The organism is Wolbachia endosymbiont (group A) of Tromatobia lineatoria, assembly GCF_964028565.1.
Taxonomy (GTDB): Bacteria; Pseudomonadota; Alphaproteobacteria; order Rickettsiales; family Anaplasmataceae; genus Wolbachia; species Wolbachia pipientis.
The window spans coordinates 218673-242739 of sequence record NZ_OZ034791.1; the positions used below are offsets into that span (position 1 = coordinate 218673).

Sequence of the window (24067 nt, forward strand, 5' to 3'; positions counted from 1 at the left end):
CGAATTTGTTGTTTTTAAAATCGTCGGTAAGCCTAAGTTATCCCTAACTATATTTGCTATCATAGGGCTTATAGTAGGTATTTTATTAACTTATTAATCATTTTTATGTATTATTATACCATTAGCAGTCTATATCAAGGTATTAATGATGAACAGCTCTACACCAAAAGAAAAGGAAAATCCAATAGTTACACTAAGAGCTCAAGCAGAAAAGTTTGGTTTTAGCAGGTTGAGGGCTGGTAAAGATAATGCTGAAGCGAATTCTGGTGCAACTATGTACGTAGATCTTCCAAGAATGAAACTTGTTATTCAGAACAAAGTTATAACAAAAGAGCTTGTTGATGAATTATATAATAAACATACCAACCTCATTTCAAATGACAAAAATAAGTACCGCCAATTTGTAAAACAAGTTTTTACAGAGCTATTTGAATATGCTGAAGCAGAAGTTCCAAATGATTCTATTCTAGAAGAACTAATCACTAATTGTAACCAGGCTGCTTATGTGGGTGCATTGTATGGTAAAGGAGGACCTATCCTTCATTTAGCTGAAACATATGGGTTATTGTTTCAGTCTAATCATGTAACACATATTAATTGTAGTGATCCAAGTCATGCGGCAATCAGAATTGAAGAAAAAATTGCAGTTCGCACTTTTGCAGAACTGGAAGAAGAATTATGTAAATTGGATAGCTCGCTAGAATTCACACTTAAGTCTCAAGGTGACAAAGATGTAACATATGAAGATGGTAAATTGTCGCTCACTGTTCCTCGAAAATTGAGAGATTACAAAATTGATGGCAGAAATTTATTTGATGTCATTAAGGAGTATTTTTACGAATTCTGCGAGAAGCTAGGATTTAAGTTGAAAATAGAGCATGACTTGGATAAGCAACTGAAAGTGAACAGTGTAGAGTCACTTACCCACGATAAGGGTAGGACTTAGCCTTGATAATGATTAAGATATCTCAATCTCTGTAAGCTTATTTGCACAATCAATTACTTTAGAACTCGGAAATTGATTTTTAAACCAAGTATACTGACGTTTCGCGTAGTGTCTTGTATTGGTTTGAGCAATCTGTATCGCTTCGTCTAAAGTAATCTCACCTTTCAAGTACTTTATAATTTCTGGCACTCCGTGTGCTTTCATAGCTGGCAAATATGGGGCTAGGTTCATGTTAAGTAGCTTTTTTACTTCATCAATTGCTCCATTTTCAATCATTTTGATAAAACGAGAATTTATTTTTTGGTATACATCCTCACGTTTAGGCAAAATTGTATATATCTTAAAATTATTGAATAAAGGAGGCTGTCGATTTTTCTGCCATACGAAAATCGACTTGCCAGTTTCAGTGATAACTTCAAGTGCCCTTGAAAGGCGGTGCGAGTCATTCATGAATACTTTACCTTGAATCCTTGGATCTTTGCTTAGCACTAATTTGTAAAACTCCTCTTTACTTAAATTTTTCCTTAATTCGCTTACATTTTTCCTTACTTTCTGACTTATTTGTGGCATTGATGATAAGCCTTTGATTAAACTGCTGATGTAAAGCCCGCTTCCTCCAGTGATGATAGGTATTTGAGCATTTTCTAATGCGTGATTAACTTCTTTTTCTAAATCCTCTAACCATAGACCCACGGAATAATTTTCTTTTGCTGAAACATAACCATATAATTTATAAAATTCTTCTTGCTTTAGTGGTTGAGCAGTAATTATGGGAATTTCTTTGTATACCTGCTTTGAATCACAATTTATTATACTAATATTTCCATATTTTTCTCTCAGGTTATCGCATAATTCTGATTTACCTGAGGCCGTAATTCCTGTAATAATTACTATATTATTTTTCATTTATATTAATTTAATTAACATATGATAAAGTGTAGTAAAAGTTTGGATTCTACAATCTAAAGTTTGGAGATTTTTATGGCAGAAAACAACGACAATAATTCATTTACTAAGCGTTTCACAAACAGGACTCCTGGCGGTACAGGGGAAGGTTTTTCCAGTAAGTATTCGTCTCAAAACACCAAAGAACGGGCATTAGGGGAAAAAGGAAAAATTTCTGAATTAGCAGGCAAAAAAACCGAATCCAAGGAAGCTTTTTCTGAAAGTGGCGGCATAAAAAGTAAAAGCAGAACTGTCAATGAAAGATCTTTTGCTGATGCAACAAAAAGAAGTAGGTCAGATCTTATATACTTAGTCCGTGGTAAAGATCGTGGAAAATCAGCGTGGCATTATGTATTAGTTGATAAAGAGAAAAGAGAAATGTTTCTAGCAAAAAGCAGAACTGGCTCTATAGATGTTGCAGACTATGGAGAGATTTTGTATTCAGGATGGGGAGAGGATCCACCACAGGCAATAATTGATAAAGTCAATGAAGAGTTTGGGTTGTAGCAAATCTGCATAACAAATGGTAAGCTGCGTTGCATTACGTTTACAAAAACTAGCAGTTACTATATAAGATACAGTGCAACAAAACTGATCTAGTTGTTATGAATAAGTTTTTAGCTATATGGTATCTAAAATAATAAATGCAATACAGAACAATTTATTAGTGTGTTTTCCAACAGAAACAGTGTATGCTCTTGCTTGTAATGCACTAGATAATGAATCTATAGGAAAAATATATCAGATAAAGAAACGCTCTCAAAATAAACCACTGTCTATATTTGTTAGTGATATTTACAATTTGACAAAAATAGCAAAGGTAAAGGAAAGATATATTGATTTAATAAACCACTTTTCTCCTGGACCAATTACCTATATTTTACCACTTAAAAACAACAACATATTGCCAAACGAATTCTTTAAAGATAGTATAGGTATCAGAATTCCTGAGCATCCTATTGCAATTTCAATACTAAACAAACTGAAAGTTCCAATAGTTGCAACTAGTACAAATATTTCAGGAAAAGAAAGTGTATGTAAGGCAAACGATATACCACAATCCATTAAGCAACATTTATCTGTAGTGATTGAAGATGACGAACTAGTTTCTGGTATAGAATCTACTATTATTGACTTAACCGAAGATAAGATTAAGGTTTTAAGGGAAGGTGCAATTTCATTACAAACAGTAAACAACGCATTTTCAAACTAAAATCTATAGGAGAAAGAATGAAAAAAGTAATAGGCCACAACCAAGCCAAAAAAAAAATAATGAACAACTTATCTGTTCAGTCTTGGCTGATCTGTGGTAAAAAAGGTATAGGAAAAGCAACACTTGCAAAATCCTTCTCCAATTGGTTACTCATAAAAAACTATAATGAAGTAGCATTGGACTTACACATTGTTGAAGGTGATACTATCGGAATAGAAAAAGTCAGAGAAATGAAAAACTTTCTACACTTAAGTCCCATTCAATCAGAACACAAAATAGCTATAATAGATAGCTTAGAGGCAATGACTAATAACGCTAAAAACGCAATATTGAAAATATTAGAAGAGCCGCCAAAAAATTCTAAGATATTTATAATTAGCCATAAGCCATATGATATACAAACCACTATCCGGTGTAGGTGCTTTCAGCTAAATTTACTCCCATTAACTTATGATGAAACAAAGCAAGTTGCTTCATCTCAATGTAAATTTGATAATCAAACGTTTGACGAAATGATTACTTTATTTCCTGGAATGCCAGGAATGATAATAAATACAATAAGTAGTGATGCTTATGAAGCATACAAATGCTTTTATAAATTTCTTCATGATTTAAAGAATCCCAATATGATTAATAAAGTAATTAATAGCGAAATCGAACTAGAACTAGCATCATATATAATTCAGGCCTTCATTTTAGAAAGCATAAAGAGAGAGGTAAATGGTGTTGAAATTCTGCTAAGTCAGTGGAAAAAAATAGATGAACTTTTCGTTGCCGCAAAGCAACTCCACTTAGATAAAAAGCATGTTTTAGCTAATGTAGTTAATATCATGACATAAGTTTACAAAGTATAATACTTTTAACATAAATTCATGATAAAATTCTGTTAATTTAATACTCGAAGTATATAATTTGACTGATAATAAATTAACTGTATGGCAATCAATAGAAGTTTTGACGAAAGCCATATTGAACATGCAGAAAAAATTAAGCTTAATTAAGAATATAGCTTCAGATCAAGACATAACCCTAGAAAAAGGAAAGGAGTTGTTAAGTGGCATTTATGAAGCAAATTTTAAGCTAAACAAGACAATCAATATAGCTACTTTGCCAAAAATTGGCTATCATATGCTAAATGGTGAGCTTGTTGTACGTAATCATATTACGGAAGAGGAAGTAAAGATTCCTGGAGATTTTCATTACCTTAAAGTCGTAAAATCCGATCATGATAATTATAAATTAACGTTTTGTAATTTTTTAGGTAATGAGTTTTTTGAATATAAAAAGTATGATCCACAATATTCTGGTATTTCAGATGAATATAAATTTGTGGATTTTGGTAGTGTAAAAAAGACTCATAATCTAAAATTTAAGGAATACATTGGTCATGCACCTAAATTTTTTGCTGCAGAAGGGCCTATTGAGCCTGGATCCCAAAACCATGTAATTGATCTATTTGAGCTAGTCAAAAGTGGTAAAGGTAGAAAAGTGGGAACCTTTGCTGATGAATTTGGTTATTTTGATGATCAAAATAAATTACATTATTATAATTATCACAAAAGTGTAGAAAGTAATACTTATGATCCTGAAAATTTCAGTGTAAAAATGATAAATATAGATGTGAGCAAAATCGATAAATTCTACCTCATTGCAGAACAAGGTGATATAATCATTCATCCTATTTGGGAAAATTTAGACATATTTTAAAGTTTTTTTTAGAGTATCTAAGCTTATTGTTATTATAATGATCCGATTAGGTCTGGTAGTATTGTGTTATGGAAGATAAATTGCTTGAATCAGTAAAAAACAAAAGTTATTTCAGTAAAGCAGTCGAATGGTACTGCCATAGGTATCTGTTTTGTGTAGCAGAAAGATCTTGGATGGCATTAATAGTATCGCTTCTCCTAGTATGCTTATGTTTATTAACATTAAACATATACCTGTTATTTCCTATTAAAAAAGATTTAAATTTTGTGAAGTATATGAACCACACAGAAGATGAGTTCTCTGCAATGCATAAGCTTAGTTTCAGTAAAAAGGAAGATGAATACACTTCCACAGCGAGGTACTTAATAAGTAAATACATTGAAATATACGAGTCCATTAAGATCGTTGAACCGAAGTACCAAGAAAATTTTATAAGAAACAATTCTATACATAAAATCTATCAAGGCTTTCAGGAAAAAACGAATAATGAAGCTGGTAATTTGTCTTTATCTAAAAGAAAAATCGCCAACATAAATGTAATAACATTATCTATTGATCGATCGACCAAGGACTTAGTTACATTTGCTGGAAATGCTACTGTAGTTTTTACAACCGAGCAAAATAAGGAGGATACTGTGGAGATTAGCTTCACTTTGTCGAATATAAAAGCAACTCTGGCTGGTATAATACCATTTAAATTTATTGTTAATGGTTATAAATACAGATTTTAAAATATTACTTGGTAGCTAAAAAAAATAACCAAAGTGCACATAGCAGTAATAACTGGAGGTAAAACTAGAAGAATTGGTGTTTTTTTAATAAAGTAATTCTGAGAAGGTTTTAAGAAAAAGGCGTTGTAAATTATCGGTAAAAAGTACAGAGCGTTGAGTATAGTACTAACAATTAACACTAGAGTTACAAACACAGAAAGTATTACATTGCCAGAGTTGAAAACAGCTTGAAAAATGAGAAATTTACCCCAAAAAGTCGGAGCAGGCGGCACCCCTATCATAGACAATGCACCTATAGCAAATGCTGTCATGCTAATTGGCATACTGCGTCCTATACCGTAAATCTTATCTATATATTTCTCACCTGCTCTCGTTATTATTGCTCCGGCAACGAAAAACAAAGTGATTTTTGCAAATGCGTGGCAAACTAATTGAAAAATTGCAACCCTCATGCTGAGATCACTAAAAATTGAAGCGAATAATATAATATACGACAATTGAGAGATGGTAGAGTAAGCAAGCAATTTCTTTAATTCTTTTTGCTTTAGTGCAATCAATGATGCAGTAATAATAGTAAATCCAGCAGCGTACGGAAGCCACCCTCCAGCAAACCAATTTTGCTGCACAAAACGTTGCATATTATCGACGCCGAAAGTGTATAATATAACTTTTATGATGATGAAAACTCCGGATTTCACAACAGCAACAGCGTGCAGTAGTGCACTCACAGGAGTTGGTGCAACCATTGCTTTTGGTAACCAAAAATGCATTGGCATTAATGCAGCTTTTCCTATTCCGTAAATCAGCATAGCAAAACACACTGCAATGAAAGTGATGAGTGAAGTATCAAATTTGAATATTCCACCGCTTACAAAGTCTAAAGTATGAAATTCATGATATAAAAGGCCTATTGCAGGAAAAAATAATACCAAAGAAGAGAAAAATAGCACGCCAAAGTAATAGCGTCCTGCAATCATTGATTCATTTGTTGAGTTGTAAGTAACCAGAGGGTATGTACTAATAGTTAGAAGCTCATAAAAGACAAATGTAGTGAGCAAGTCTCCAGAAAAAGCAATAAACATTGCACAGCCAATCGATATTGAAAAAAAGCATAGAAAACTTGAGTGATTGCTATCAGCATAGTTATTCTGCATATAACATATTGCATATATACTGGTCAGCACCCATAAAAACGATATTAATAAACTGAATATTACTCCGGTAGACTCTAGCTTTAAACTAATGTGCAAATTATTACCAAAATCCATGAGAATAAATTGAGAATGATCACCATATACCCAATATAAAGTGCACAGACACGTATACGTAAACAGAAGTACAGAAGAAGTGACAGTAATACTATTGTTCACTCCGGGCCATTTACCAGTAAAAAAAATAACTAACGCACTTAAAAGTGGAATCAACGCAGTAATTAATAAATAATTCTCAGTAATTGAAAATGGTAAGGAAAGAGACGTTAAAACACAGTCCATTAAATAATTCATCTTTTTGTTTAGGTAAAGCTAGAATTATACTAAAATCATAGAAAAACCGCTATGTTTTTTTGGCAAACTAGTCGTTTGTGTATGCTATAGCTATACTGCGATTCATTCCACAACTGTACGAACATTTGTTTTTGTTAAACACAACAAAGATGTCATCCCAGTGCCCTGACTACTTGGATCCAGGAAAGTTTGCTTGTGAGCAAGCAAACTAGCATAGAAAAACGTTTTCGATGAGATTGCAGAAAACCAGTGTCTGGGCACTGGGATGACAAAGGAGGACAGTGTCAAGCACTGACCATTTGCTGTGCAGTTTACCTTTAAAAATGAATGTTCATACAGTAAGCCATAAGATGACAAAAGAGTAAACTTTATCTGTGTGAGCTATAGACGCAAATTACAACAAATGCAGTAGCGTAATCTCCATCGTCACTTAAAGAAAGATGAATTTTGGAGATAAAATCCTTGCTAACGGTAAGATATGGCTTGCCTCTTACATCATTGTATATTTCTATATCTTTCATTGTAATACCCTGACCACTACCTCGTGCTTTAACAAAAGCTTCTTTTGCTGCAAAGCGTTTAGCAAAATACCTTGCTCGCATTTCTTGACTATTATACTTTCTACTTAGCTCTATTTCCTTTTCAGTGTAGATTCTATTGAGAAATTTTTCCCCGTATTTTTGTAATATTCTCAATATTCTTGGTATATATACTATGTCAGTGCCGATACCGTGTATCATTTTGCGCTAAAGTGATTTATTGCTTCCTCAATCTGCATTTCCTTTACCTCTCCAGTTGCTCTATTTTTTACTTCAACTATATTTTCACTTACTGCTTTCTTTCCGACAATTATTTGCCACGGCAAGCCTATCAGATCCATTCTAGAAAATTTTACTCCTACACTTCCTTCCGTATCATCGTAAAGCACTTCATCGCTCTTCAAAGCTTTGTATATTTTATCTGCAGCCTCCGTTACTTTCGTTTGTAAATTGATTAAACCAATTCTGAAAGGAGCTACCTCCTCCGGCCAGATAATTCCCTTATCATCATGAAAAGCTTCTATTATCGCACCAACAAGTCTTGAAACCCCAATGCCATACGAACCCATATGTATATTGACATTTTTTCCATCTTGAGAAGTAACACTTGCCTTCATAGGCTTTGAATATTTGTCGCCAAAATAAAAAATATGCCCTATTTCAATACCTTTACTAACATTTAACTGCTCTTGTGATATAGGGCAAGTCTCAGGATCATGCATATCATCTGCAACTGCGTATATACTCTTTAAACTTTCAATATCTTCACTCTCTAGTAGTTCAGAAAATTTATTGTCATAATATAAAGTGCTCTCACCAGTGTTTGCCAATATATGAAACTCGTGGCTCAAATTTCCTCCAATTGGCCCCGTATCAGCTCGAACTCCAATTGGAGTAAATCCCATGCGTTTGAAGATTTTTATGTAAGTTTTGTACATCAAATTATATGAATTCAGTGCACCTTCGTAATCTACATCAAAACTGTATGCATCCTTCATCAAAAATTCCCTGCCCCTCATAACACCATAACGTGGTCTTACCTCATCACGGAATTTCCATTGAATTTGGTATAAACAAAGTGGCAAATCTTTGTAACTTTTTACCACATCTCTAATTAAATCAGTTGCTATCTCCTCATGCGTTGGACCAAAAAGCATATCTTCCTCATGCCTATCCTTTATGCGTAGCATTTCCTTACCGTAATCATCGTAACGCCCTGATTCTCGCCAAAGACTTGCTGGTTGCACACAAGGCATTAATGCTTCAATAGCACCGGATTTGTTCATTTCATCTCTGATAATATCTTCAATATTCTTAAGCACTAAGAGACCAAGTGGTAACCACGTATAGATGCCAGATGCTATCTGCTTTATTAAACCTGCACGCAAAGAATATTGATGGGAGATAATTTTAGCATGGGCAGGCTTTTCCTTTAGAGTTGGCAGGTAATATTTGGATAAGCGCATATAATAGATCTGATTGTATTAAGTAATCTTAATACAATCAGACCTGTAGGTAAACTTATTTTGAAAAGGAAGGGAAGTGCATGGCTGACCATTTCATAGTTATCATAGTCCTTGTACAACATTTTCCTTTTGGCATCGCAACGCTTTTCCACCAAACTGTGCTATGCGATCCTCAACAGAAAGAGGAGGTGAATCTTGCACCTCATTATCCACTGAGTCAACATTATTTACTTGTGGTGAATCAACACACGAACTTGGCGGTACCGGTGACTCCTCTTCACTATCTGAGAATTGCATGACTGCTGCTCTCTCCTTAAGTCTCTTTGTCCAATCTGAATCATTATCATCCGACTTCTTTCTCTCTGCTTGCTCCCTATCTATTCTTGCAGCAAACTCTTCTGGTGTTTCTTTTTTGTCAGTGCCCCCACTACTTTCTAATTTTGCTTTCAATTCATTTGTAAAATTTTGTTGCTGCCCACTCTTTTTAACGTAGTACCTCCTCTTATCTGTTCAAACAGAGTAGAATGATTATTATTCTCAGGTTCACCAGCCTTCTTCGGTGCATCATTCTTAGGTTGCTCCGTACGCTTGGAAGCTGTAAAAAAATGCGGAGGCGGAGGTGGTAGTGCAGCATCTTGTGGCAATGGAGGAGGTGGCGGCGGTGGTACACTGACACTTGGATTTGGTTGTGTTCCAAACGTTACTGGAGGTGATTGAGGAGTAGGTACATTTGATTTATTCTCCAGATTAGTACAATTTTTACACACAAATTTTTGTGGTTCTTGAGATGGAGTATGGCCGAATTTCTGTCCATTAAGACCTACTTCTTTCTTATTATCATCTCTAGAAATAGCCAGTTTAACAAGATATGTCACTGAAATAAGTGCAACAACCGTAGAAACAGCAAAAATTGCTAAAGGAACTGCTGCAATAGGACCAGAACCAGAAACTGCTATAATAACATAAGGAAGATATTGACCAGATATGAAACTAAATATAGATAATAATGAAACAGCAATTAAAGGTTTCCATATAGTCTGCTTAGTTTTAGTAAGCTCCTGACTATCTTTTAGCAATGAAGAATTATTGGATATCATCATTTCTTTGCCTCACTTGTTAACGATAATTTAATAATAACCCAATTAATAATTTCTGTCAATAATTAATTATGAAAAACAAAGTTGCAATTTGAATAGATAAGCTATAAGTAATATACGACCAGCAATAGCCATACAATAGACTTCTTGTATAACCCACACTAAGTAGAAAAAAGGTGTCATCCAAGTAGCTGACACTGCTCTCCTTTGTCATTCCAGTGCTTGACACTGGAATGACACCGAAGGGGCTACTGCCGTCTTGGATGGAAACCAGTGTCAGAACTAGTTAACCATGGGGCTTCTTTTGCCTTTTTTTCCATTTGGTAAATTTCTTAAATATTTATGGCTAACATGAAGCTAAGTACGAACTTTGTTAAACATAACAAATGGTGCCATTCCAGTGCTCCTTTTTTTGTCATCCCAGTGCTTGACACTGGGATCCAGTTTTCCATATAATCTCATCGAAAATGTTGTAACCACTTTCTGTGCTAGTTTGCTTGCTTACAAGCAAACTTTCCTGGATCCCAGTGTCTGGGCACTGGGATGACATCATAGGGACACTGGGATTACACCCTGACAATCGTCATCCAGCTACTTGTTAGCGGCTAAGAGATACCGCGAATGAATCGCGGTATGACGGTTCGTGGCGGCATGACGATAACCTCGTCTCACTGCCATTAAGTTAAGGAAAAAAGATAGATTTTATGGGATAATGATTTATACCAATAAGTTTAAAGGTAGTATGAGTAAAAAAGGCAGTAATAAAATTTATTCAAAATGAATTGGCAAGTCTAGAATTTATAGAATCCCATAAATCATCTTCAAAAGATTTTATGAGAAAGAGGAAGTTATCTTTTATTGACATATTTATCTTAATTTTAAGAAAAAGTGTAAAGTCGCTGCAAGTAATACTAAACGAATTTATTTTATATAGGAAAAAAGACTATACCGTTACTGCTAGTGCTTTTAGTCAAGCAAGAAAAAAAATGAAACACAGTGCATTTTCAGAAATTAACGAAGGTGTGGTTTCCTTGTACTACCAAGACCAAAAATTTAAAACTTGTTTTGGCTTTAGAGTGTTAGCTCTTGATGCCTCCAAAATCATTTTACCAACAAGCGTTGAAATAAAAAATGAATTTGGCTCAAGAAAAATACGTAACCAAAAACCAAAAGATTTAGGTGATTATGCAAGTGCAACCTTTGCGGTTTGTTAAGATGTGCTAAATAATGTTGCCATAAGGTCAGTGTTAGATAGAGGTAACACTCATGAAATTAACTTAGCAGATGAAATGCTTAAAGTTGTAAATACTAATGACTTACTGATTTGTATATTTATCTTATAAATTTCTTTCTAGCCTTACAAAAAGAAAAATTGCTTATGTCATTCGATGTCCCAGATCATCTTCTAAGAAACTCCTAAGAACCTTCTTCATCTATCGGCTCCTCTTTCATTAGTATATAACCAAATTCCTTTGCTTTTTTAGTCAAATTTTTGACTACTCTCTCTTTGTAGAGTGTTTCATAATAGTTCATTCCTTTTTCTACATATTCTTGTCCATATTTTAGCATATTATAAAAAATACATGCTAATTTCCTTGCTGTAGCAGTGATCGCTTTTGGTATCCCTAGTCGCTTCTTTAACCTCCTGCAGTATGCACCAAGTGCAGTGTTGCTTCTTGATACACAATGAGCAGCAAGTCGCAAGGCAGTTGCAGCACGATTAACAACTTTACGAGTTCTTGTTCCAATAATTTTCCCTCCTGTAATTTTATTAGCAGGACTTAATCCGAGCCAGGAAGAAAAATGCTTTTCTGTCCTCCATTTATTGTGATTTATACCTGTTTCTGAAATGATAGCCTGTATACTTAATACATCAAGTCCTGGAACTCTAGTAAAATCCATCCCCGTTATTCGATATAAATCTTCATCTACGGCAAAATCTGGACTATTCTTCTGTTTTCTCTTTCGTGTCTTATTCAATGCCCTGTTCTCATTCGACTTTGTTTCAAATGTTTTATAGTAATTTTCTATACTTTTATCACATCCCGTTATTTGCTCTTGAAAAAAAGTATATGCTGCATATTCTTGTTTTAGCACAAACAAGTGTTCCTCTCTATAATCACCAGCTAACGCTTTTGCTATAGTAGACTGATCATTTTTTATTCGTGCATCCCTGAATTTAGCCAATTTCTCAGGATCTCTTTCGCCTTCAATTATAGCTTCAATGATTTTCATACCAGTTATCCCAGTAATATGACTAATAACCTTGTGTAATTGAATATTCATTTGAATTAGCGCTTTTTGCATACGTTGAGTATGTTTAGCTGCATTTTCAATTAGATTAGCACGTTGTCTAACGTAACTACGCAGTACACACATTTGATTATCCGGTCTAAATGATCCTTGAAGCAGTCCATAGCTGTGCAATTGTTGCAGCCATTGATAATCTTGAACATCAGACTTTCTACCAGGCACATTTTTGACATGTCGCGCATTTACTAATTTTACTTCAAATTTATGTGATTCTAATATTTGAAATAAGGGAATCCAATATACTCCAGTTGACTCCATGGCTACAGTTCTAACCTGACACTTTTTTAACCACTTTGCTAAGTTGTGTAGATCTACTGTAAAGCACCCAAATTTTTGGATACGTTGTTCATCTCTTCCTTCAGGTACACATACATAATGTACAGTCGAGCCAATATCAATCCCTGCTGCATCAAGGTTTATTGTTTTTAATTTACTTTTTGCTTCTGCCATATAAAATCCCTCCTATATTATTATGATAAGAAGCACTTCAGCTTGGGACGGTTAGGTTATACAATCTTCTAAACGAGGTAGCCCAAAAAGAACTCCATCAATGGTTTTACCATTTCCCCCAAAACCATGCTTTCAAACGGGCATTTATAGCACCATTGATTGTTTCGGTTATAGCTGCAGAAGCGCTTCTTCATAACACTATACCCAAAGAACATAAAGTAAAGAGGGAGTTTCTTTTTGGTTTTACAGATTTTATCTGTTCTGGGCTTTTAATGAAGTGAATGCTATGTTTGAAGAAAAAAGCCCATCTAGTGTTGAGGTTACCATATGTGCTCAGCGTAAGATAAAACAAGAAAATAGTGGAATAACGCTTCAAAGTGGTACTGCCATCTGGTGAAATTGAAGTGTTAGCTACATCATTAATGGATGAACAAAAGTTTCAAACTGGAGGATTTAAGGAGTTATATTTTTTACGCTGGGGAGTTGAGACATTTTTTGCAAAACTCAAAGGAAGACTAAGTCTAGAAAATTTTACAGGAAAAAGTGTTGAGTCTGTTAAACAGGATTTTTGGTCAGCTATCTTTATTAGCAACCTAGAAAGTGTTATGACAGAAGATGTAGAAGAAGCGTTGAATATGGACTTAACCGATGATAAGCTTAAGAGGAGCATTAACAAATCTGTCTCATTTAACGCGATCAAAAACTTGGCTTTCGACATTTTTGCTACGGAATCAGATACTGACTGCATTATGGATCAATTATCAAAGCTATTTTTGATGAACACTTTGGCGGTAAGAAAGGGAAGGAAAGTTGATCGTCATAAGGTACCTTATCTTCGTTCGTTCAATTACCAAAAAAGGGTTAGAAAACACATATTTTGACTAGAGGTAGTATTCATATCTTCTGATAATAACTGGGTAGCTTATTGCCATAGCTCCTGTAAAATGACTTCTAAACAAACTATTTCTTAAGTAATTTACACTTCAGAGTTTATCTGCTTTAAAGTTTACTCTATTCTGTTTCAGTATTTGTCATAAATCCTTAATTATTTCTGACTTTTTAGTTCAGTTTTTAACCATTCTTTCCTTAACTTAATGGCAGTGAACCTCGTCATCCCGCTACTTGTTAGCGGGATCTCTTGTTAGCGGCTGAGATACCGCGAATGAATCGCGGTATGACGGTTCGCGGCGGTATGGACGTAGGAAAACCTTTCTTGGGTCAGCTATAGAGACTCTCATCTTTAGCGAGCTTCAAGGTAATTGGTTGCTATTTGCGAAAATATTCGCATAATTTAAGTAACATTACTTAATAAAAATTAACTATGGAGCTTAATAAGATTGCAGCATCGATTTTACTTTCTGGGCTAATCATTATGATAGTTAGTAATGTAGTTGATATGCTTTACAGTCCAGAAGAATATAAGATTGAACACCAAACGATAGTAGCTGCTGGCAGCAATGAGTTCCAGCAAAAAATCGAGCAAGTGGCGCTTGATATTGGAGCGCTCATGCAGAATGCTAGCTTTGAGAAAGGTAAATCAGCAGCAAAAAAATGTATAGCCTGCCATAGTTTTGAGAAAGGTGGAATGAATAAAGTAGGACCAAACTTATGGAACATAGTTGGAAATAAAAAGGCCCATCTTGGTAACTCATTCAATTACTCAAAAGCAGTGCTTGAAAGAGGTGGAAAATGGGGGTATGAGGAGCTATTTGCCTTTTTAAAGAACCCAAAAGCCTATATAAAAGGTACACGTATGGCATTTGCAGGTATTTCCAATCCACAAGAAATTGCAGATCTAGTTAGTTATTTGCATCAATTGAGTGATAGCCCGGTTGCTTTGCCAAAGTAGTATGGATTATTGTAAATTGTTTGATGGAAATAATGGTCACATAGCATATCGAAAGCTACAAGGAAAGAAAGCTTCTGTAGTTTTTTTCGGTGGATTTGCATCCAATATGGATGGAACTAAAGCAACTGCTATTTACAAATTTTGCCAAGAAAATGACGTAGCACTTGTGCTATTTGATTATTTTGGTCACGGTCATTCAAGTGGTAATTTTATTGATTACACGATAAGTGATTGGCAAAAAAATTGTGCTAAAGTAATGAGTGAATTAACTAGCGATAAACAAATAATTATAGGTTCAAGTATGGGAGGATGGCTGATGTTGCTCACTGCCCTTCAATTTCCAGAAAAAATTGCAGCACTAATTGGTATATCGTCTGCTCCCGATTTTACTGAAGATTTGATATTCAAGCAATTGTCAGGCAAGCAAAAAGAAGAACTAGATTCTAAAGGTGTAATAGATTTTACTTCAGAGCATTGTACATACAAAATAACTAAAAATTTGATCGAAGATGGCAGAAAGAACCTTCTTTTAAACAAAAAGACAATAGATATAAACTGTCCTGTGCGCTTGCTGCATAGCATTAATGATAAAGATGTTCCTTATCAAACTTCATTGAATTTAGCTGAAAAAATTAAGTCAACCGATGTTGAAGTACACTTAATAAAATCAGCAGAGCACAATATGTCTGACAATCATTCACTGGAAGTTTTATTTAAGACCATTAGAGAATTTTGTAACCAGACTGCATTCTGTGATTTTTAGCAAAACACGATTTTTCATTTGAGCTTTCTTCAACTTAAAATAAATACAGAAAATTGCTGCCTATAGCTAAACTGACTTAGATTTACCGACAATTTGAAAAACCGTCATCCCGCTACGTGTTAGCGGCTGAGATACCGCGGCGGTATGACGATTCGCACCATCACACTTTGGAACCTTACAGATATTGAGCAAATCCAATAATATCCTTGATTTCTTTTATATTATGGGTTGCAATTTCTGCTGCTTTCTTTGTGCCTTTTTTTAATATTTCATGTAAATGGAATTGGTCTTTTAAAAGATCATTCATTTTCTCACGTATGGGTGATATAACACTGATAATTAAATCAGCTAACTCTTTTTTGAAGTGCTTCATGTCATGTTTGTTCACTTCTTCACATACTTTTTCTGCATTTACATTACTAAGCACTGAATAAATGTTTATCAAATTGCTTATTTCTGGTCGGCACTTTAAAGTAGCAAAGCCTAGAATTGAATCTGTTTTTGCTTTTTCTATTTTTTTGACAATTAAGTCATCCGTATCATCAAGGTTAATGCACGAATGTTCTGAAGGATCAGATTTACTCATCTTGCTTGTGCCATCCCTTAAGCTCATTATCCTTGATGTGCAATCCAAAGTTAAGATTTCAGGTACGATGAAATAATCCAGCTTATAATGATTGTTAAAAGCTGATGCAATATCACGTGCAAGCTCCAAATGCTGTTTTTGATCATCACCAACAGGAACGTATTTAGTTTGATACAACAATATATCTGCAGCCATAAGTACTGGATAACTATATAATCCAAGAGAGGCTTTTTGTTTATCGCTGCCAGCTTTATCTTTAAATTGAGTCATGCGATTAAGCCAACCAATTGGTGTATAGCATCCAAGCAGCCAGCCCAGTTCTGCATGACCACTAACTGTGGACTGACTAAAAATAATGGACTTTTCTGTATCTATTCCGCATGCAATATAAGCTGCTGCTGTTTTGAAAATATTACTTTTTAATTCACTTGCGGGAAGCTTATTTGCTGTGATTGCGTGTAGGTCGACAATACAAAAAAGAGATTTGTATTTATCCTGTAAGTCTACCCACTGTTTGATTGCACCAAGATAATTACCTAAATGTAGTACGCCACTTGGCTGGATACCTGAAAAGACAATACTTGTCATTATACATTTACCTCATGCTAATCGCTTCCACAATCAGCAGATTTCTTAGAAAGAATAACCATTGCAGGACGGAGCAACCTATTTTTGATAGTATAACCAGTTTGTAGTACTTCTACAATGGTGCCAGGCTTTTTTTCATTGTCTTCTCTTTCCACAACAGCTTGGTGTAAATTACTATCAAAAAGCTCACCAAGTGGATCTACTTCCTCTATTCCATGTTTTTTTAGATCATTTATAATTTTTTGATAAGCTACTTTAATCCCCTCATGAACAGGATCACCGTCTTTCAAAATTTCCATTACTCTTTTTAAATTGTCGCACGAGTCGATCATATCACGTGCAAGTTTTGTGACTGCGTAGTCACTTGCATCGCTAATTTGCTTTTGCATTATACGTTTGACGTTTTCATTATCTGCAACAGCACGGCGTAAATGATCTTCAAGCTGAACTGCACGTTCTTTTAATGTATTGAGATCTTCATTTAAATCATCAGTTTGCTTATGGTTATCACTTTGTTGGTCGTCACCTTTCTGCCTACTTACCATATCAGCAAACTTCTTCTTTTTCTCCTTACTGCTATCTGACATATCATTACCCTTAAGAATCTAATAAATATATAACAATTAATCTGAAAATATCAAGCGCCAGCTACATTCGTCTTTCTATGCTCGCATTTAAAAAGTTAATTAAAGTAGTTTTATAAAAAGAATCAGAAAAAGTACTAATATCATTTTGTGCCATATTAATGTAGTGTCTAGCTTTTTCCATAGAAAGCTGAATGGCATTATGGTGATTAATATAGTGTAATGCTTGGTCAAAATTGTGTCTAGCTGAAGAAAAGCATTTTTCCCAGAATTTTTGCTCTGCTGGACTGCCCTTTTCGTATGCTATAATAGCAGGTAAGGTGACTTTACCTTCGAAAAAGTCTTTTCCGACTTGCTTTCCAGAAGTGCCTTGATTAGCAGTATAATCGAGCATATCATCAACTATTTGAAATGCCATACCAAAATTAAAACCAAAATTCTTTAGCCTCTCTGTTTCGTCATTTGTTGCACCAGATACTGTTGATGCAGCTTCACAGCATGCAGAAAATAAAGATGCTGTCTTTTCTCCAATGATATCAAAATAATTTTCCCTGCCTGTGTGGGGGTCAAAGCGTGCTGTCATCTGCTTTATTTCACCCTTCACAAGTAAATGCGATGCTTTAGATAAAATAGAGAGAATATTTAAATTTCCACACTCTATAAGCCATCTAAATGCTAGAGTCAACAATAGATCACCAACTAAAATGCTTGATTTATTTCCCCAAATCTTATTCGCTGTTTTAACTCCATGGCGTGCCTCACTTTCATCGAGCACATCATCATGAAGTAAAGTAGCATTGTGTATAAACTCTACCGATGCAGCAACGTTGATCCTATTCTCCCCAGAATAGTTTAGCATTTTACATATAATAAAAACTAGTTTAGGCCTTATTTTTTTTCCACCTGACCTAACAAGATGAGATATAATATCAGTAGCAAGCTTAGCATCTTCATCATTGACATTTTTGAAGACAAAGTCATTCATAGCTGACAAATCAGAAGATACAATATCGTCTAATTTATCGCTGTTTGTTAAATCAGTATTTAGCATTTTAAGAGACTTATGCCTCTTGCCCTTGTGCTTTCTCGTTCTCTACTTTCTTCTTTTCTGTTTTCTTTGGTTCTGTTTCTAAAGTTACTATGCCTTTTTTGATAAACCACAGTACTCTTTCAGTTGCCTGCGCGCCTACACTTAGCCAATGTTTTAATCTATCAGCTTTCACCACAACACGATTTTTATTGTCTTTTGGTAACATTGGATCATATTGTCCTATTTTCTCAATAAAACGCCCATCTCTTGGTGCTCGTGAATCCGCTACAACTATCCTATAAAAAGGGCGTTTCTTTGCGCCAAACCTCGCCAACCTTATTTTAACTGCCATGTTAACCTTTATTCATATATTAGCCACAATTTTATACAATGAGCCGTTTTAAGTCAAATGAATTATACAGCTTTTGCACCTTATAATATAATTACCAATAATGTAGGGCAGTGCCGGGCGCACAGCTATACGAACATTCATTTTTGAAGGTAAATTGCACAGCAAATGGTGTCATTCCAGTGCTTGACACTGGAATCCAGCCTTTTTTTAATCATTAAAATGTTGTATTTTAACATAAAACGGCTACTTTTATGCTTACCAACTTAATAAAATTCCTGGATCCCAGTGTCTGGGCACTGGGATGACATCCTTTCTAGTGAAGATTGCTCTCAAATCGCAATGTTCGTACAGTTGTGTGTCTGGGCACTGGATGCGTTTGAAGCAGCTTATAAGATTTTTGATTATATATCATCAAGTATAGCGTGATTAACTTCGACTTTATACTTTGATTCCAGATAGCTAATTAATTGCTCTTTTAGCGATATCATCACACGTTTTCCGGTGTCAAGCGTGTTTAATTTGCCATTTGATGAATGCATTTCTTTTAGAACACCTATTATAATTTCATTATTGTATTGAATAGGATCTGTCACTGAACCAGTTGTTTTCATATTGAAAATCTCTTCTACAAAAGAAAAGGGGTAGTTTTGTTGATCCACTTTATTGCGGTGCATCTGCTGACCTTTAACTAATTCCACACCTTGAATTTCTTCCAAATCTGTTTTTTCTCTTAGTTGAACTGCAACCTCTTGCCCGAATTTAAACATTCTTTCTTTTATAAGCTCACTACGCCAAAGCTCTACCGCTAATGCCTTGCCTTCTTCAAAACTTTGCAATTTGGGTGGAAAGATATCGACGATTTTTACACTAACAACGGCGTCCCCAACGCCCTTAAAATAACCTTTCTGATCCTTTTCTCGCGAAAAAATGAAAGAAATCAAATCACCAGAATCTCCTACGTTATTACCGCTTTGATCTTTTCCACTCGCATCTACTGGACCAATAGTTTGTATAGGTAAATTATATTCACTCAATATTTCTTCAATTTCTGAACCATTGTATATCTTATAGTTCACTTGGTTTATGAAATCATTGACTCTTTCAAAAGACTTTTGGTTAGTTAGAACTGACTTTATGTCTTTTTTTAAATCAACTAAGTCTTCATCAGAGATTTGATGCGCACTTTCCACTTTTACTATGTGCCAACCAAAACTGCTTGCTAAAACTTCACTTACTTCACCTACTTTAAGAGCAAATACCTTCTCTCTCACGTCTTCTGGTAAAAAATCCTTAGTTATATTATTTACTCTAGTTTCCTCAAGTTTTGCTTTGCCAAACTCTTCTACTATCTGTTCAAAGCTTGTTTTACCCTCCTCAAATGCTCTTCTTGCTGTCTCAGCTTCTTCTTTGGTAGAAAATATTGCATTGAATATATCTCTTTGATTTTTAAGTTCTTGTTGTTCTATTATACCATCAACTTCTTCATCTGAGATCTTGATTTGATCTTCAAAATACTTTTGGCCTAGGGAAATATATTGCGCAGTTCGATACTCAGGATAATAAAAATGGGATTTATTTCTTTCGTACAAATCAAGTAAGGCTTGATCATCTGGTTCAGGAATGTTTGTAACTGCATCTTCAGTTATTTTAACAATATCAACTACTCTAGTTTGGTAGCGACTTTTGTATATCTGCTCATCAATTTTCTCGCCAAAAGTTACTGGATAATTATCTTTAAATAATGAAGTCATGAACATCATTGCAGGCAGGACTTTCTCTAGCTTTGCTATATACTCTTTCTCTGTCATATGCAGGTCATTTAGCGTTTCATAGAATTTATTTTTGTCAAATTCACCTTTATCATTTTGAAAGTATTTGGTGTTTTTAATATGGTTTTTTATAGATTCTTCTCCAACTGTCAACCCCAGCTCACTAGTTAGGTTAAACAATAGTTTTTGCTCTATAAGTGCGTTAAGCAAATCATATTTCAGCTTTTTTACTTGTTCTCTACTCGCATCAGATCCAGAAATTTGTTTTCCATAATTTTGATATAGCGACTTATACTCATCTGACGTTATAACTTCTTTTCCAACCCTAGCTACCTCTTCTTTTTCATCATCACCTGATAAAAGGTTGCCAATTCCCATGAAGATTAACAAGCAAGCTAAAAGGACAACGGTTACTTTAGTGAAAAAATTTTTAATATTCATTTTAAACCCAGTTAATTAATGATTAATTATAGAATAGTGATAATTTAATGCTTGTAAACCTGTTGCTTTATTAGCTAATATATATAATATTACAATATATTAACTTAAAATTTAACTCTCTAATCTTAAATAGGAACATATGTTTAACTGAGTTATACTATACCTTAGGAAGGGGAAATATTTTGTTTGAAATATGCTTAAAGGTAAGCGCATTTAATTAACTTAAGAGGTGGGAAGTGACAAACAAAAAGTTATTGAATGACAAAATTAATGCTTTTTTAGTTTTAATAGTTTATATTTTAGCTCTGTATAACAGTAAGGGATACTTTAAATGGGAGATGCTTTTTTGATGTCAATGGAATCTTCTAAGGGCAATAACGATAGAAATAAACAGTTTCTAGTGCAAATAGCTGCTTGGTTAGTAGACAACACTGGTTTAACTTTTAATCAAATAGCACAATGTTGCAGATTGGCCCTTGAAGAAGTACAAGACATAGCTGATGAGGAAATAGAAGTAGAAAAATATAACCCTATTATTTCTGGAATAATTACTGAAAAAGAAATCGATGATTGCAAAAAAAATCCAAATCGTGTACCAAATTTGATTATAAAAAATATAAAAAAAAGGAGTAAAGCGATTGGTAGCATTCTTGGCTTTGCCTCTACGGCAAGACGTAGAGATAAACCTGATGCGATTTATTATTTAGTAAAAAAATTTCCTATCTTGGACAATAACGTTATAGCTAAATTAATTAGTACAACAAATTACACAGTTGAGCAGGTAAGAGATGGATCTCATCATAACATGCAAAATATAAAACCCCAAGATCCTGTACTACTCGGCTTATGTAGTCAAGAAAATTTAGAAGCAGAAGTGGAAAAAGCAAAAGTAGAAGAGGAGAAGCAAGAAAGGTTAAAAAAATATAAAGAATAGCTATTGAAAATCCTCAAATTTTTGTGTTTTGTTAACATTAAATTAACTTGACTTGCTAGTGTTTATTAGTATAATGTAAGTAAAGTACGGGGTTTAATGATAATTAAGCTTAATACGCACTGAAACTAATTCAGCCTAATTTATTATCTTATAGTCACATTTTAGGTTAGTAAGCATCAATTAAAATTTTTGGAGGATTATGACAACAATCAATGAAGATGTTTTGGCAAAAGGAAAGGTTACAGCTCAACCTGAAAAAAGTGAGCAAATTTACAATAACGATACAGTAAAACAGATGGTCAATGAAGGTACTGAGAAAAACAGAAAAACATTAGATCTGAGCGAATTAAAAGAGAAAACAGCAGAAGAATTGTTAGAGTTAGCTGAAGAAAGAAAAATTTCAACTAACGGTAAAAGCAATGGTAGAATGCTAAAGCAGGAAATAATATTCAGCTTAATGAAAAAAATGAGTGAAGAAGGAGGCATAACCACAGGGAGTGGAATAGTGGAAATATTGCCTGATGGTTTTGGTTTCTTACGTTCAGCAAGTGCAAATTATGCCCCAAGTACCGATGATGTTTATATTTCTAACGGGCAAATAAAGAAGTTTAATTTACGTACAGGAGATATGGCATATGGAGAAATAAGGCCACCTGGTGATAAAGAGAGATATTTTACTTTAACTAAGGTTCAAAGTATAAACTCTACTGAAGTAAGTGAATTAAGAAAGTACGTCCATTTTGATAATTTGCTTCCTCTTTATCCTGAGGAAAGCATAGTACTTGAGTGTAATAATGGTGATGATAAAAAAGGCTTAAGCATGCGTGCTATAGATATAGTAGCTCCTCTTGGAAAAGGGCAAAGAGCGTTAGTAGTTGCTCCACCTCGCACAGGAAAAACTGTATTGCTTCAGCAAATGGCTAACTCTATAGCTATAAATCACCCTGAAGTAGAATTAATAGTGTTACTTATAGATGAAAGACCTGAAGAAGTAACAGATATGATACGTTCTGTAAAAGGTGAGGTAGTAAGTTCTACATTCGATGAGCCTGCTTACCGTCACGTACAGCTTGCTGAAATAGTAATAGAAAAAGCTAAAAGAATGGTTGAGCATAAAAAAGATGTGGTAATTCTACTTGACAATATTACTAGACTTGCACGTGCTTATAATGCGGTTATTCCTTCGTCTGGGAAAGTTCTAACTGGTGGTGTAGATTCAAACGCACTGCAGAGACCAAAACGCTTTTTTGGAGCAGCTCGTAATATTGAGAATGGGGGTTCTTTAACTATAATCGCCACAGCTCTTATAGAGACTGGTTCAAAAATGGATGAAGTTATTTTTGAAGAGTTTAAAGGTACAGGAAATGCTGAGATCATACTTGATAGAAAACTTTCTGATAAACGTATATTTCCAGCTATTGATATTACAAAATCCGGAACAAGGAAGGAAGAGCTATTAGTTGATAAGGCTATACTAAATAAAATATGGGTGGTGCGTAGGATACTCAATCCTATGGGACCCGTTGAAGCAATGGAATTTTTACGTGACAAACTACTTTTAACAAAGAGCAATGCTGACTTTTTTAACTCCATGAATCACTAAAAGTAAGCCAGTTATGATGGATATGCTGAGCAAAAAGTAAAACGCTCTTATAGCTAAAATAATTTGGATTTACCAAAATATATTTATAGTTAAGTTGGCAATTTACCTTGAGTTAGCGCGTGACACTGGAATGACACCCTTGGTGGCAGACAGCTAAAGGAAAATATCAACTAGGTTTATAATCTATCACTACCGTGTTTGCAATTTTGTCGTGAAAAGCTTGTTTATGTTCATCACCTACTGCACATACTAAAACTAAGATTAGTATAGCTAAGAATAAAATGGGATTACAAAGTGATATGCAATAAATTATAAAAAGAGCTATAGTCCTTTTCATTGCTTGCATTGTAGTGATTGACTCAAATGTATCTTTATCTTTTACACCGCATGCTAAATAACAAGTGTCCTGGAGTGCCGCCAAATTTTACTAGCATGAATATATGAAATATACATGGTATCATTAAAAATAAAGAAAATACAATCGTGGTGATTACAATTATTGCACCCATGATCCCTTGTATTGCGTGTGTAAGTGAGAAATCCACCGCCATTAAACCAAATGGTATTGCGATAAATAAAATACAATCAACTATAAATGCTAGAGTACGTCTTGTCATCGTTGAGTAGTTTACTTTTTTATCCATGTACTACCTATA

At 34.4% G+C, this 24067-nt stretch carries 26 protein-coding genes and 2 pseudogenes; 12 read left to right on the forward strand and 16 right to left on the reverse strand.

What is annotated here, in order from left to right:
- Positions 1-148: 148 nt before the first annotated feature.
- Entirely contained in the window at positions 149-946 is a 798-nt protein-coding gene (locus ABWU48_RS01145; protein ID WP_209472619.1) for a hypothetical protein, read from the forward strand.
- 12 nt (positions 947-958) lie between these two features.
- On the opposite strand, the gene miaA is transcribed toward ABWU48_RS01145, so the two are convergent.
- Positions 959-1852 carry a tRNA (adenosine(37)-N6)-dimethylallyltransferase MiaA gene (gene miaA, locus ABWU48_RS01150; protein WP_353288419.1) on the reverse strand — a complete coding sequence of 298 codons (894 nt, stop codon included), beginning with the start codon at positions 1850-1852 and terminating at the stop codon, positions 959-961.
- 75 nt (positions 1853-1927) lie between these two features.
- Here miaA and ABWU48_RS01155 point away from each other — a divergent pair, with 75 nt between their 5' ends.
- From ABWU48_RS01155 to ABWU48_RS01175, 5 genes are all read left to right on the forward strand, one after another.
- A complete protein-coding gene (locus ABWU48_RS01155) occupies positions 1928-2398 on the forward strand; it encodes a hypothetical protein (RefSeq protein ID WP_010082479.1) in 471 nt (156 codons plus the stop codon).
- A 118-nt stretch (positions 2399-2516) separates the two neighbouring features.
- Positions 2517-3104, forward strand: coding sequence for an L-threonylcarbamoyladenylate synthase (locus ABWU48_RS01160; protein ID WP_006280292.1), 588 nt, complete (start codon positions 2517-2519; stop codon positions 3102-3104).
- Positions 3105-3121: 17 nt separating this feature from the next.
- On the forward strand, positions 3122-3943 hold the full coding sequence (locus tag ABWU48_RS01165) for an AAA family ATPase (RefSeq protein ID WP_038199127.1): 822 nt from the start codon (positions 3122-3124) through the stop codon (positions 3941-3943).
- A 73-nt stretch (positions 3944-4016) separates the two neighbouring features.
- Positions 4017-4811, forward strand: a complete 795-nt coding sequence (locus tag ABWU48_RS01170) for a hypothetical protein (protein ID WP_022626354.1) — start codon at positions 4017-4019, stop codon at positions 4809-4811.
- 68 nt (positions 4812-4879) lie between these two features.
- Positions 4880-5542, forward strand: coding sequence for a hypothetical protein (locus tag ABWU48_RS01175; protein WP_010082435.1), 663 nt, complete (start codon positions 4880-4882; stop codon positions 5540-5542).
- On the opposite strand, the gene ABWU48_RS01180 is transcribed toward ABWU48_RS01175, so the two are convergent.
- The 7 genes from ABWU48_RS01180 to ABWU48_RS01210 form a co-directional block, all read right to left on the reverse strand.
- Positions 5539-7035 (reverse strand): proton-conducting transporter membrane subunit, encoded by a 1497-nt coding sequence (locus ABWU48_RS01180; RefSeq protein WP_010962853.1) that lies wholly within the window; start codon positions 7033-7035, stop codon positions 5539-5541. The genes ABWU48_RS01175 and ABWU48_RS01180 overlap by 4 nt on opposite strands.
- Positions 7036-7149: 114 nt before the next feature.
- Entirely contained in the window at positions 7150-7404 is a 255-nt protein-coding gene (locus ABWU48_RS01185; RefSeq protein ID WP_010962852.1) for a hypothetical protein, read from the reverse strand.
- A gap of 11 nt (positions 7405-7415) precedes the next feature.
- Positions 7416-7787: a holo-[acyl-carrier-protein] synthase gene (locus ABWU48_RS01190; RefSeq protein WP_010082456.1), complete on the reverse strand. Its 372-nt coding sequence runs from the start codon at positions 7785-7787 to the stop codon at positions 7416-7418.
- Positions 7784-9052 (reverse strand): proline--tRNA ligase, encoded by a 1269-nt coding sequence (gene proS / locus ABWU48_RS01195; RefSeq protein ID WP_022626352.1) that lies wholly within the window; start codon positions 9050-9052, stop codon positions 7784-7786. The genes ABWU48_RS01190 and proS overlap by 4 nt, the downstream gene beginning before the upstream one ends.
- A 102-nt stretch (positions 9053-9154) precedes the next feature.
- The gene (locus ABWU48_RS01200) at positions 9155-9502 is read right to left on the reverse strand and encodes a hypothetical protein (protein ID WP_010962849.1); all 348 of its coding nucleotides are present in this window, start codon (positions 9500-9502) and stop codon (positions 9155-9157) included.
- Positions 9499-10152, reverse strand: a complete 654-nt coding sequence (locus ABWU48_RS01205) for a hypothetical protein (protein ID WP_209472625.1) — start codon at positions 10150-10152, stop codon at positions 9499-9501. The genes ABWU48_RS01200 and ABWU48_RS01205 overlap by 4 nt, the downstream gene beginning before the upstream one ends.
- 412 nt (positions 10153-10564) lie before the next feature.
- Positions 10565-10729 (reverse strand): hypothetical protein, encoded by a 165-nt coding sequence (locus tag ABWU48_RS01210; protein WP_162829040.1) that lies wholly within the window; start codon positions 10727-10729, stop codon positions 10565-10567.
- A 181-nt stretch (positions 10730-10910) separates the two neighbouring features.
- Between ABWU48_RS01210 and ABWU48_RS01215 the strand changes: the two are divergent.
- Positions 10911-11577, forward strand: a pseudogene (locus ABWU48_RS01215) (IS4 family transposase); the annotation flags it as partial.
- Here ABWU48_RS01215 and ABWU48_RS01220 read toward each other — a convergent pair.
- On the reverse strand, positions 11566-12912 hold the full coding sequence (locus ABWU48_RS01220) for an IS110 family transposase (RefSeq protein WP_353288272.1): 1347 nt from the start codon (positions 12910-12912) through the stop codon (positions 11566-11568). The pseudogene ABWU48_RS01215 and the gene ABWU48_RS01220 overlap by 12 nt on opposite strands.
- Positions 12913-13286: 374 nt before the next feature.
- Here ABWU48_RS01220 and ABWU48_RS01225 point away from each other — a divergent pair.
- From ABWU48_RS01225 to ABWU48_RS01235, 3 genes and pseudogenes are all read left to right on the forward strand, one after another.
- Positions 13287-13793: pseudogene (locus ABWU48_RS01225) on the forward strand (transposase); the annotation flags it as partial.
- 440 nt (positions 13794-14233) lie between these two features.
- Positions 14234-14761 carry a c-type cytochrome gene (locus ABWU48_RS01230; RefSeq protein WP_010082469.1) on the forward strand — a complete coding sequence of 176 codons (528 nt, stop codon included), beginning with the start codon at positions 14234-14236 and terminating at the stop codon, positions 14759-14761.
- Position 14762: 1 nt separating this feature from the next.
- Positions 14763-15524 (forward strand): alpha/beta hydrolase, encoded by a 762-nt coding sequence (locus tag ABWU48_RS01235; RefSeq protein WP_012673268.1) that lies wholly within the window; start codon positions 14763-14765, stop codon positions 15522-15524.
- A 175-nt stretch (positions 15525-15699) separates the two neighbouring features.
- On the opposite strand, the gene trpS is transcribed toward ABWU48_RS01235, so the two are convergent.
- The 5 genes from trpS to ABWU48_RS01260 all read right to left on the reverse strand — a co-directional run bounded on the left by trpS (position 15700) and on the right by ABWU48_RS01260 (position 20874).
- On the reverse strand, positions 15700-16698 hold the full coding sequence (gene trpS, locus ABWU48_RS01240; protein ID WP_353288420.1) for a tryptophan--tRNA ligase: 999 nt from the start codon (positions 16696-16698) through the stop codon (positions 15700-15702).
- Positions 16699-16715: 17 nt separating this feature from the next.
- The gene (locus ABWU48_RS01245; RefSeq protein ID WP_012673267.1) at positions 16716-17285 is read right to left on the reverse strand and encodes a nucleotide exchange factor GrpE; all 570 of its coding nucleotides are present in this window, start codon (positions 17283-17285) and stop codon (positions 16716-16718) included.
- Positions 17286-17346: 61 nt separating this feature from the next.
- Positions 17347-18333, reverse strand: coding sequence for a polyprenyl synthetase family protein (locus ABWU48_RS01250; protein WP_353288421.1), 987 nt, complete (start codon positions 18331-18333; stop codon positions 17347-17349).
- A 10-nt stretch (positions 18334-18343) separates the two neighbouring features.
- Positions 18344-18664, reverse strand: coding sequence for a 30S ribosomal protein S16 (gene rpsP, locus ABWU48_RS01255; protein ID WP_006279266.1), 321 nt, complete (start codon positions 18662-18664; stop codon positions 18344-18346).
- Between the two features lie 401 nt (positions 18665-19065).
- Positions 19066-20874, reverse strand: a complete 1809-nt coding sequence (locus ABWU48_RS01260; RefSeq protein ID WP_353288422.1) for a peptidylprolyl isomerase — start codon at positions 20872-20874, stop codon at positions 19066-19068.
- A 331-nt stretch (positions 20875-21205) separates the two neighbouring features.
- Here ABWU48_RS01260 and ABWU48_RS01265 point away from each other — a divergent pair, with 331 nt between their 5' ends.
- Together ABWU48_RS01265 and rho are read left to right on the forward strand one after the other, a co-directional pair.
- Positions 21206-21808: a cell cycle transcriptional regulator TrcR gene (locus ABWU48_RS01265; RefSeq protein WP_010082495.1), complete on the forward strand. Its 603-nt coding sequence runs from the start codon at positions 21206-21208 to the stop codon at positions 21806-21808.
- A gap of 199 nt (positions 21809-22007) precedes the next feature.
- On the forward strand, positions 22008-23411 hold the full coding sequence (gene rho / locus ABWU48_RS01270; protein ID WP_007549497.1) for a transcription termination factor Rho: 1404 nt from the start codon (positions 22008-22010) through the stop codon (positions 23409-23411).
- A 166-nt stretch (positions 23412-23577) separates the two neighbouring features.
- Here rho and ABWU48_RS01275 read toward each other — a convergent pair whose 3' ends face one another.
- Both ABWU48_RS01275 and ABWU48_RS01280 read right to left on the reverse strand, forming a co-directional pair.
- Positions 23578-23757, reverse strand: coding sequence for a hypothetical protein (locus ABWU48_RS01275; protein WP_338063132.1), 180 nt, complete (start codon positions 23755-23757; stop codon positions 23578-23580).
- A 25-nt stretch (positions 23758-23782) separates the two neighbouring features.
- Positions 23783-24055 carry an RDD family protein gene (locus ABWU48_RS01280; protein ID WP_353288423.1) on the reverse strand — a complete coding sequence of 91 codons (273 nt, stop codon included), beginning with the start codon at positions 24053-24055 and terminating at the stop codon, positions 23783-23785.
- Between the last annotated feature and the right edge of the window lie 12 nt (positions 24056-24067).

Bases quoted from the DNA above. Each gene is read 5' to 3' on its own strand.
- ABWU48_RS01275 (WP_338063132.1), bottom strand. From the start codon at position 23,757: ATGCAAGCAATGAAAAGGACTATAGCTCTTTTTATAATTTATTGCATA.
- ABWU48_RS01235 (WP_012673268.1), top strand. From the start codon at position 14,763: ATGGATTATTGTAAATTGTTTGATGGAAATAATGGTCACATAGCATAT.
- ABWU48_RS01265 (WP_010082495.1), top strand. From the start codon at position 21,206: ATGGGAGATGCTTTTTTGATGTCAATGGAATCTTCTAAGGGCAATAAC.
- ABWU48_RS01175 (WP_010082435.1), top strand. From the start codon at position 4,880: ATGGAAGATAAATTGCTTGAATCAGTAAAAAACAAAAGTTATTTCAGT.
- ABWU48_RS01180 (WP_010962853.1), bottom strand. From the start codon at position 7,035: ATGGACTGTGTTTTAACGTCTCTTTCCTTACCATTTTCAATTACTGAG.
- ABWU48_RS01205 (WP_209472625.1), bottom strand. From the start codon at position 10,152: ATGATGATATCCAATAATTCTTCATTGCTAAAAGATAGTCAGGAGCTT.
- miaA (WP_353288419.1), bottom strand. From the start codon at position 1,852: ATGAAAAATAATATAGTAATTATTACAGGAATTACGGCCTCAGGTAAA.
- ABWU48_RS01190 (WP_010082456.1), bottom strand. From the start codon at position 7,787: ATGATACACGGTATCGGCACTGACATAGTATATATACCAAGAATATTG.
- ABWU48_RS01220 (WP_353288272.1), bottom strand. From the start codon at position 12,912: ATGGCAGAAGCAAAAAGTAAATTAAAAACAATAAACCTTGATGCAGCA.
- ABWU48_RS01145 (WP_209472619.1), top strand. From the start codon at position 149: ATGAACAGCTCTACACCAAAAGAAAAGGAAAATCCAATAGTTACACTA.
- ABWU48_RS01260 (WP_353288422.1), bottom strand. From the start codon at position 20,874: ATGAATATTAAAAATTTTTTCACTAAAGTAACCGTTGTCCTTTTAGCT.
- ABWU48_RS01165 (WP_038199127.1), top strand. From the start codon at position 3,122: ATGAAAAAAGTAATAGGCCACAACCAAGCCAAAAAAAAAATAATGAAC.
- rho (WP_007549497.1), top strand. From the start codon at position 22,008: ATGACAACAATCAATGAAGATGTTTTGGCAAAAGGAAAGGTTACAGCT.
- ABWU48_RS01155 (WP_010082479.1), top strand. From the start codon at position 1,928: ATGGCAGAAAACAACGACAATAATTCATTTACTAAGCGTTTCACAAAC.
- trpS (WP_353288420.1), bottom strand. From the start codon at position 16,698: ATGACAAGTATTGTCTTTTCAGGTATCCAGCCAAGTGGCGTACTACAT.
- proS (WP_022626352.1), bottom strand. From the start codon at position 9,052: ATGCGCTTATCCAAATATTACCTGCCAACTCTAAAGGAAAAGCCTGCC.
- ABWU48_RS01280 (WP_353288423.1), bottom strand. From the start codon at position 24,055: ATGGATAAAAAAGTAAACTACTCAACGATGACAAGACGTACTCTAGCA.
- ABWU48_RS01160 (WP_006280292.1), top strand. From the start codon at position 2,517: ATGGTATCTAAAATAATAAATGCAATACAGAACAATTTATTAGTGTGT.
- ABWU48_RS01250 (WP_353288421.1), bottom strand. From the start codon at position 18,333: ATGCTAAATACTGATTTAACAAACAGCGATAAATTAGACGATATTGTA.
- rpsP (WP_006279266.1), bottom strand. From the start codon at position 18,664: ATGGCAGTTAAAATAAGGTTGGCGAGGTTTGGCGCAAAGAAACGCCCT.
- ABWU48_RS01230 (WP_010082469.1), top strand. From the start codon at position 14,234: ATGGAGCTTAATAAGATTGCAGCATCGATTTTACTTTCTGGGCTAATC.
- ABWU48_RS01245 (WP_012673267.1), bottom strand. From the start codon at position 17,285: ATGTCAGATAGCAGTAAGGAGAAAAAGAAGAAGTTTGCTGATATGGTA.